The sequence below is a fragment of the Vibrio sp. 1F263 genome (genome assembly GCF_041439035.1).
GTDB lineage: Bacteria > Pseudomonadota > Gammaproteobacteria > Enterobacterales > Vibrionaceae > Vibrio > Vibrio tasmaniensis_A.
This window is the reverse complement of the sequence record NZ_JBGONI010000009.1, coordinates 146,284-154,827: the sequence shown is the minus strand read 5'-3', so window position 1 is coordinate 154,827 and position 8,544 is coordinate 146,284. Positions and strand designations below refer to the sequence as shown.

The 8,544-nt window shown below is 44.6% G+C and carries 6 protein-coding genes and 1 pseudogene; 3 read left to right on the top strand and 4 right to left on the bottom strand.

The window, feature by feature from the left end:
* Positions 1-55 precede the first annotated feature (55 nt).
* From ACED25_RS09015 to ACED25_RS09005, 3 genes and pseudogenes are all read left to right on the top strand, one after another.
* Positions 56-238 (top strand): annotated as a pseudogene (locus tag ACED25_RS09015) (hypothetical protein); the annotation flags it as partial.
* 452 nt (positions 239-690) lie between these two features.
* Entirely contained in the window at positions 691-987 is a 297-nt protein-coding gene (locus ACED25_RS09010) for a hypothetical protein (RefSeq protein ID WP_371695113.1), read from the top strand.
* 87 nt (positions 988-1,074) lie between these two features.
* Positions 1,075-1,527 (top strand): hypothetical protein, encoded by a 453-nt coding sequence (locus tag ACED25_RS09005; protein WP_371695112.1) that lies wholly within the window; start codon positions 1,075-1,077, stop codon positions 1,525-1,527.
* 114 nt (positions 1,528-1,641) lie between these two features.
* Here the strand turns inward: ACED25_RS09005 and ACED25_RS09000 are convergent, their stop codons facing one another.
* The 4 genes from ACED25_RS09000 to ACED25_RS08985 form a co-directional block, all read right to left on the bottom strand.
* Complete coding sequence (locus tag ACED25_RS09000) at positions 1,642-3,150, bottom strand: efflux transporter outer membrane subunit (RefSeq protein WP_371695111.1); 1,509 nt, start codon at positions 3,148-3,150, stop codon at positions 1,642-1,644.
* Positions 3,151-3,152: 2 nt separating this feature from the next.
* Positions 3,153-6,272, bottom strand: coding sequence for an efflux RND transporter permease subunit (locus ACED25_RS08995; protein ID WP_371695118.1), 3,120 nt, complete (start codon positions 6,270-6,272; stop codon positions 3,153-3,155).
* Between the two features lie 10 nt (positions 6,273-6,282).
* Positions 6,283-7,416 (bottom strand): efflux RND transporter periplasmic adaptor subunit, encoded by a 1,134-nt coding sequence (locus ACED25_RS08990; RefSeq protein WP_371695109.1) that lies wholly within the window; start codon positions 7,414-7,416, stop codon positions 6,283-6,285.
* Between the two features lie 100 nt (positions 7,417-7,516).
* Entirely contained in the window at positions 7,517-8,395 is an 879-nt protein-coding gene (locus tag ACED25_RS08985) for a LysR family transcriptional regulator (RefSeq protein WP_017097827.1), read from the bottom strand.
* Positions 8,396-8,544 lie beyond the last annotated feature (149 nt).

Genomic DNA, 8,544 nt, shown 5'->3' with positions numbered 1-8,544 from the left:
CTTTGAACAACGAAATGTCGCTTAATGTAGTGTCCAGTCCTGCTGGAGCAGATCAGATCTCGCAACGGAAGTTTCGGTTCAATTTATGTTGGGTGAGAGCGATGGTGTTCAAGAGGAGCGTTTCTCTTGCGAAACAGAAATTCGAGATAATGAGTTAATCCAGACAACGTTACTCAAGATAATCGAGCGAGCGAATGTTAACTCAGTGATTGAAGTTGAAGGCGTGACGGTTCTTTAGTTTGCTTTGAGTCTAAGCGTTTGTTTATTAATGTCGGTTTGGAACCTAATTCAGTCAGCGAACTTAGGTTATAACGAAATTGTCTATATACGTGCTTAAAGGAATAGGGAAATGCAAGAAAATGACACTGTATTACGATGTGGAAACTGTAATAAGAAAACGTCACACATCAGGTTAAGCGCGTCCGAAGTGAAGTTAAAACAGCAAGAGAAGAACAGCTTCAAGTCACGAATTCTAAATATTGCATTCGGCGTGTTATTGGGTTCACATAAATCAAAATCAAAAATTAGCTACTTCAAGTGCTCGGTTTGTCATGCTGAGTATGATGATAGCGAAAGCGCTCCCCATGGTTGGGGCTAGTTGGCCTTGTTACTATGAACTCACTTCTCAACGTTTATCGTGAAGATTTGCAGATTATTGGTATGATGTTTCTATAGTCTTCGAGAGGTTTTATGATGTTGAAAATGACAAGTAGTGTACTTGCGGTGTGTTTATTCGGTCTTAGCGTGGGAGCTAACGCTTCGACACTCGAAGAGTGTGCCAAACTCCTTCCTGACGGTCACACTTATAAAGTAGAGATCATTTTAGACGTAGATAAGACTGATAAGGATCCAACGGTTACTGGTAGTTTTGGGGTGACGGGTGGAGCCGATGCGCCTGAGACTTTCGATATCGGTGATTTTGTCGAGTGCGCAGGTCCTCTGTTCAAAACCGTAGATACAGACAGCAACGATGCGTCTAATTCCTAGTCACAGATTGTCGCGAAAATAGTTCACTTTCGTCATGGAAGACATGATCAGGGGTACTTAAACTAGGTTGAGGTGAATAGGGTAATTATGGGCGATTATTTAGATATTTGGTTTACGGTTACCTCCTTAGTTTTTATTGTAAGCTTACTTTCAGCACTTTTTTTTGGGGTCTGGCGTAAAAATATAAAAGCGTTGATTCTATTCAGTGGAGTCGCAGCAATCAGTATCGTTCTGTTTCTCTCTCAGAAGTATCAAATCCGAAATATCCTAGCTGAAGAGCTGAGCGTGTCGAGTTTCGTTGTGGAGGCTCATGAGGAGTTTGAAGAATCTAAATTGTTAGATTCTTTGAGAAGTAGTAACTACGTAACGATGAATAGAACGAAACCTTTGTCAAAAAGTAAAGTACGTATTGTTATTAACTCTGGCGAGGTTGAGTTATTGATAGCTCAAGACTCTAAGAACGAAGAACTGTTTTGGATCTATTACCCGAAATACCGATTTAGTCGTTTAAACCCAATTGGAAAGGTACGTATCCGTTAAACATAAGTGCACAATTGCTACAGCGACTTTCAGTAACAAAAATGCCGCCGTAATCAACGGCGGTATTTTTTTACGCTTATTACATCATTCAGCAGATAACGAAGAGCAGCGAGCCTAGTTAACTTGGGCTAATTCGACACTCTGCGTTTCGTTCGCCACTTTCCAATCTCCACCTAAGGCTTTATACACCGCAATCGTGGTGTTGGCGGTTTGAAGCTTGGCGGCTACTTGGCGATCTTGCATCGCTTTTTGTTGTCTTTGTGCGTCTAACACCGACAAGTAATCGACTAGCCCCGCTTTGTATAGCGACTTTGCCTTGCTCACCGCGTTATCAACGGCAAGGGTAGCTTCATCGATGCGCTTTTGGTTCTCTTGGCTACGGCCATAGGCAAACAAGCTTGAATCGACTTCTACAAAGGCGCTGTCGACAGAGTGTTGGTAGTTAAGCGCTGCAGAACGGAACCTTGCTTCGTTCATTTCTACCATGGCTTCGCCTCGGCCACCATCGAATACATTCCAACTGATACCGGCAGATGCAGCCCAACCGAATGAGTCGCTACTGAACAGATCATCAAAGCTTCCAGCCGTCACACCTGGCGTACCCGTTAGGAAGAACTTTGGATAGCGATTAGCAATGCTTGCACCAAGTTCTTCGTTAATGGCTGCCATTTCGCGTTCTGCGATTCGGATATCTGGGCGTCGTTCTAATAAGTCAGAAGGTAAGCCTGTCGGAATTACATCGTTCATTCGCGGAAGGGTGAATTCACCGACTAAACGTTGGTTTACGCTCGTGAGTGATTCGCCTAACAACACCGCCATACGTTGTTTGTGAACTTGCTCTGCTATTTCAAGTTGAGGAACAATAGATTCAGTCGCCGCAAGCATGGCTTTGGCTTGAGCAAGATCTAACTCAGACCCGTAGCCGCTGCGAACCACTTTGGTGACCAATTCTAAAGTCTGCTTTTGGTCGGCTATGTTCTCTAGTGCGATCATTTTTCGCTCTTGCGCGCCACGATATTGCAGGTAGTTGTGAATGACATCGGCAGTGATCAAGGTGTTCAAGCCTGATTGGAATATCTCGGCTTGTTCAACTCGAATCGTCGCTGCGTTGGATTGTTTGTCGATACGTCCAAACAAGTCCATTTCCCACGCGATGCTCGCACCTAAGAATCCACCATCGTGTTGAGCTTCCAGCAACGACATGCCCGTTGCTGACTCAACCGCATCAGAGGCACCAAATACCGGGCCGAGTAGGGAGTCGTTCTCACTCAGTTGGTAGTTGTAATAACCACCACCGACGTTAATAGTCGGGACTTTGAACGACTCCACAACGCTTTTATATGAATTCGCCATGTTGATTCGCTCGACTGCCAGTTTAAGTGGGATGCTCTGGTTTTGAACATCGGCCACTAACTGATTGAGCGTTGGATCATTGAACTGTGTCCACCAATGGTTCTGCTGTTCGTTTTGGCTCACGCCGTCTTGGTTCACATCACCTTGGCTATATAAGAATGTCTCTGCCATGGTCGTTTGCGGTTCTTCGTAATTTGGGCCAACCGCGCAACCTGTCAGCAACAAGGCGAGCGCTATAGGAGCGACTTTAAACTTAGTTAATGGATGCATGTTTATTGCTCCTTGTTGAATGAAGTTGTATTGCCGCTGTTTGAAGGCTGAGGTGTTGCATCAAGCACAATCACGGCGTCTTTGATTGCTTCTGCTACTGTCTTTTTTTCTTCAGTTCGATAGAAAAGCTTGTACAGCGCAGGCATCACAAACAGAGACAACACGGTTGCTGCAGCTAAGCCACCGATAATGGTTGCCGCCATCTGGTCAAACAGTAGGTCGCTTAACAACGGGATCATGCCAAGTGCTGTAGTCAGTGCCCCCATTGAAATCGCCATTGTGCGGTTCACAGTTGCTTCTTTGATGGCGTCAGATAGTGAGCGCCCGTTCTTACGTTCAATTTCTATTTGGTCCATCAATACAATGCCGTTTTTGATGATCATACCTGTTAAGGTTACGGCGCCAATCAATGCCATAAATCCGAATGGTTTATCCAATAGCAATAAGCTGAATGTGGCACCCGTCGCTGCTAGCGGTAGGGTAGTGAAGATGATCACGGGTTGTTTGAATCCGTTAAACATCGCCACCAAGATGATGATCATTAACAAGATTGCTTTAGGTAGCTGTTTAAGAATATCGCTGACGGCTTTGTGCTCGTCGTAATATTCGCCACCCCATTCAAGGCTATAACCATTAGGCAAATGAATCGCTTCAATTTGATCTTTAATTGAGTTCCTCACCGCTGCTGGTGTGGTGTAACGACCGACACCTGCTTGTGCTGTGATGGTTTTTACACGGTCACGGCGCCAAATCATGGTTTCTTCGCTGCTTAATTCAAATCCATCGACAACTTGGCCAAGTGGAACACTGTGGATGCCCAACAGAGATCGAACGGGCAACGTTTCCAATGACTGAATCGAACTCTTTGTGCCTCGCAGTTGAATTGTGACCAGTTCATCGTTTAAGTTCATACGACCCAAGGGCATACCTTCTGAAGCTCGCTTCATCGCGAACGCAATATCCGCGCGGTTTATACCTGCAGTGCGCATCTTTTCTTGGTTGATGACCGGCTCAAATACTTTACTTTTCTGTCGCCAGTCGTCACGAACGTACTTGGTGTCTGGGTGTTCTGCGAAGATTGCTTTTGCTTGCTCTGATAAGCCATGTAAGACCTCGGCATTAGGGCCTGAGAAACGTGCTTCAACGCTGAATTTATCCGCCGTCGCCAATTTTAAGCTTCTAAAGCGAGGGTCTGCGTTCGGAAACTCTTCCATTAACCATTTATCACCGCGTGCAATCAATGGGCTTAGTGACGGAAAATCGGTCGCGTTAATCAAAATCTGACCATAGGCCGGATCGAACGGTTCTGGCTCTATAGTCACTGAGAAGCGAGGAGCACCTGCGCCAACATAGGTTGAAATACTTTCGACTTCGGGCTGTTCCAACAACCATTGTTCGATTCGCTTCATGTCTTCTGAGGTTTGTTCAACCTTGGCACCGTTCGGTAGCCAGTAATCTAGGAACAGGATCGGTCGGTCGGCTTGTGGAATAAAGTTAACGGCAATGTTCGGGATAGCTAATGCCGTCACTAATATCAACGGAACCAAAGCGCTCAATGCTTTAAGCGGATTATCGACAGTCCAGTTGACACTCTTACGGTATACGCTGACTTTGGTGTTATCAGCTTGCTTGGTTGGCTTGATAAAGAACCAACACATCAAGGCCGTGAAGGTCATCGCAACTAGCCAAGACAGTAACAATGACGACGCGATGATAAGGAATACCGAGCTTGCGAACTCAGCAGCATCGGTTTTTGAAAAAATTACAGGGCTCGCACCCATGATAGCGATAACTGTCGCACCAAAGAGTGGTGTTGCTGTCTCTTTAACAGAGTCAATCGCGGCTTTAGTGCGGTCGATGCCTTTGTTGATTTTCACAATCATCATGTCGGTGATGACAATGGCGTTATCTACCAACATGCCGAGGGCAAGAATGAACGTACCTAGCGAAACTCGGTGTAAGTCAATCGAAGTCATGTTCATGTAGATAAGCGTCAACAAGATAGTCAGCAGGAGGCTCGAACCGACGATGGTTGCGCTTTTTAATCCCATGAATACCGACAAGACGATAAAGACAATCGCGACACTTTCTAATAAGTTGCTTACGAAATTGTCGATCGATTTCTGAACTTCTTCAGGTTGGTTAGCAACTGTCGCAATATCAACACCTAGTGGTAAGGTTGTTTGAAAATCGTTGACGATCTGATTGATTTCATCGCCAAGTGATACCACGTTAACACCGGTGACTGGGCTCATCGCTAATGTGACTGCAGGTACACCGTTGTAGCGGTTTTCTGTCATCATTGGCTCTTGGTAACCCATTGTGATGTCAGCGATATCGCCTAAGCGAATTAAACTGGTTCCCAATTCACTTACGCCGCCTTTGATCATCAGGTTTTTGATGTCGTCTAACGAACTGAACTCACTCGACTGTTGAACTCGGATTCGCTCAGTACCTACTGAAAACTTACCCGCATCAAACGTCATGTTTTGCGTATTCAACTGCGACCAAACTTGTGTGATAGATAGGCCGTATTGCGCCAACCTTTCATCTGGGATATCGATATGAACAACGCGTGGTTGAACACCATGCAGTTCAATCTTCTTAATACCATCGACGGTTTTAATTCTGCGTTGGAGCTCTTCTGCGTAACGTCTTAATTCTGCAGGCGATGCATCCTTACTGTGGATAGAGAAAAGCATGCCGTAGACTTCAGAGAATTCGTCTTGTACGACACTGATCTGTGCAGTTGAAGGTAGCAATAACTTCATATCAGACACTTTACGGCGTAATAAGTCCCACTCTTGAGGAAGTGCTTTTGAATTGAGAGACTCTTTTAGGTCGACAAATACCATCGACATGCCGGGGCGCGATAAAGATCGAAGCCTATTAAGTGTCGCCATTTCTTGGAGTTTGGTTTCGACGGTGTCGGTGACTTGTTGTTCCACTTCTTCCGCAGAAGCGCCAGGGTAGAGCGTTACAACGACGGCCGTTTTTATGGTGAAGCTTGGGTCTTCAAGTTTTCCAAGCTCAAAATAAGAAAACAGGCCTGCGATGACACTCAGTGCAGTGAAAAAAAGGATGAAGGTGCGTTGTTTGATTGCAAAATCAGCTAGATTCATCATGGTTCACCTACAGGCTTTTAACTTGAATATTGGAGAAGTATTGTCCTTCCACCACGTATTGCGCGCCACTCACGACCACAAAGTCGCCATCGTTGAGCGTCGATTCAACACACACAGTGTTTTTGGACATAGAAATCACATCCACAGTCACGCCATGAGCTTGTTCATTTTTAACCGTGAATACTTGCTCGATACCCGTTTGATTGACTAACGCAGAATATGGCAAACAGAAATTACTGCTCGCTTCTCCAAGTTGAGTCGTCAATGTGACCGCTTTTCCAGGTAATACCGATTTATCACTGGAGTCGACATGGTAAGTAACCGCATAGGTCTGCTTGATTGGGTGAGGTGACGTTGAAACTTCAGCGGCATAACCAATTAGTTTAGTCTCTGAACCATACCAATCTATGACAGAACTTTGATTTGGTTTGAACTCATGAATCAAATTTTCAGGTACTTGAATTTTAACTTCAAGTTTATCTGGATTGTGGATTGTGAACACCGAGATGCCCGGCATTACTTGTTCATACTGGTCAAAATTGGATGCCGCAACCACACCATCGAAAGGGGCGAGCAATTGGGTATAACGAATCGAATCTTTCGCACGGCGTATATTCTGTTCTACGACTTTAACCGCCGCTTCACTTCGTTCGTACCCGCTAATAGCACGGTCTAGGTTAACATCGGCAATCGCATTATCAGCGATGGCTTGTTTTACGCGTACAAGTTCGGATGTTGCCAATTTGTGTGCAGATTTCGCTTCAAGGGCTCGTGCTTGTAACTCTTCTAACGCAACTTGATAGTCATGAGGGTCTAACTGCGCAAGTAGTTGGCCTTTCTTTACTGAATCACCAACAGAGACCATCATATTTTGAATAGTGCCAGGCACACGAAACGCAACGCCAGCCGTTTCCGATGATTGTATCTTGCCAGTAAAAGACTTTTCAGCCGTATGTGAAAGAGGTTCAAGTTGAATCACTTGAATTGGTCGAGCTTGTTTTTGAGGCGCAGTCGCCTCTGAGTCATTACAGCCAAACAGGGCGGTTAAGCTTAGTGCAATGACTGTATATTTGAATATAGGTGTCTGTTGAAAAGTAGACGAACGTTGAAAAATAGATGAATGTTGAAAGATAGGCTTCATGGATTGCTCCTCTTGAATTTATGAAGCGATTCTATCTTTCTATTTCGTTAGGATAATCTAGCCTGCTCGTGAAACACTGTCACAATATTCATTACAATAGTTAGAGTTTCGGAAGTTCTTGTAATAGAAAATCAATCAAAAGCTGTGCTGAATGGCTTAATGCTTTACGCTGAGGGTAGAGCAACCATGCTTCTTCTTTTTGAAGATTGTCGTCGGGGAATAGGTTAATCAAGCTACCGTCTTTGAGCTGATGTCGCACCAAAAGTTCTGGTAACAACGCGATACCTCTATGTCGAATAACACCGCCTTTAACAAAGCCAATGCTGTCACTGACGACCGAAGGTTCTACTTTGATGGTGTGATCTTTGATGTCCCATTCTTTATCGATGTCCCCACTTGGCCACCTGAAGCAAACAAATGGGTAATTAGTGAGCTCTCTTAGGCTTGAAGGCTTGCCTTGTTTCTCAATAAATTCAGGGCTTGCGACAAAAATACGTTGAAGAACCATCACTTTACGAGCAACCACGTTTGCGTCGCTCAACGTACCACCATGCATAGCGAGGTCTAACCCTTGACGGTACATGTCGACAAAGCCGTTACTAATGTTGCGAATATCAAGCTCAACTTTAGGATACATATCTTGGAATTTAAACAGAGTCGACTGCATGATATCGCTGGTTTCAGGCAATAGACCAATCTTAATTTGTCCGTGTGCAACCTCTGACAGGTTGGAAGCGACATGGTTTGCTTTGTCGAGCGCACTTAATGCATTGAGTAGTTCTTTGTAATAGAGCTCGCCAGATTTAGTTAAGGAGAGGCTTCGTGTGGTTCTAAAGAACAGTTGAATGCCGAGAGATTTCTCAAGGTCGTTAATTCTACGGCTAACGTTAGCTCGCGGCAGGTCAAGAGCATTAGCGGCGGCAGTAAAACTACCCAGTTCGACAACGGTGGTGAACAACTTAAGATCTTCGATTTTCATAGGGTTGGTTTCGAATTTGGGTATTGGATGACAACAGTTATCGTATATCAAATAGTACATAAAATCGAAAAAACAACGAATAATTAATAACCTATTGGTGTGTATGAGACATATGTACTCAGGTGACTTAATGAAAAACGAAATCACCT

Coding starts and splice junctions, on each gene's coding strand:
- ACED25_RS08990 (WP_371695109.1), bottom strand. CDS start 7,416: ATGAAGCCTATCTTTCAACATTCATCTATTTTTCAACGTTCGTCTACT.
- ACED25_RS08995 (WP_371695118.1), bottom strand. CDS start 6,272: ATGAATCTAGCTGATTTTGCAATCAAACAACGCACCTTCATCCTTTTT.
- ACED25_RS08985 (WP_017097827.1), bottom strand. CDS start 8,395: ATGAAAATCGAAGATCTTAAGTTGTTCACCACCGTTGTCGAACTGGGT.
- ACED25_RS09010 (WP_371695113.1), top strand. CDS start 691: ATGATGTTGAAAATGACAAGTAGTGTACTTGCGGTGTGTTTATTCGGT.
- ACED25_RS09005 (WP_371695112.1), top strand. CDS start 1,075: ATGGGCGATTATTTAGATATTTGGTTTACGGTTACCTCCTTAGTTTTT.
- ACED25_RS09000 (WP_371695111.1), bottom strand. CDS start 3,150: ATGCATCCATTAACTAAGTTTAAAGTCGCTCCTATAGCGCTCGCCTTG.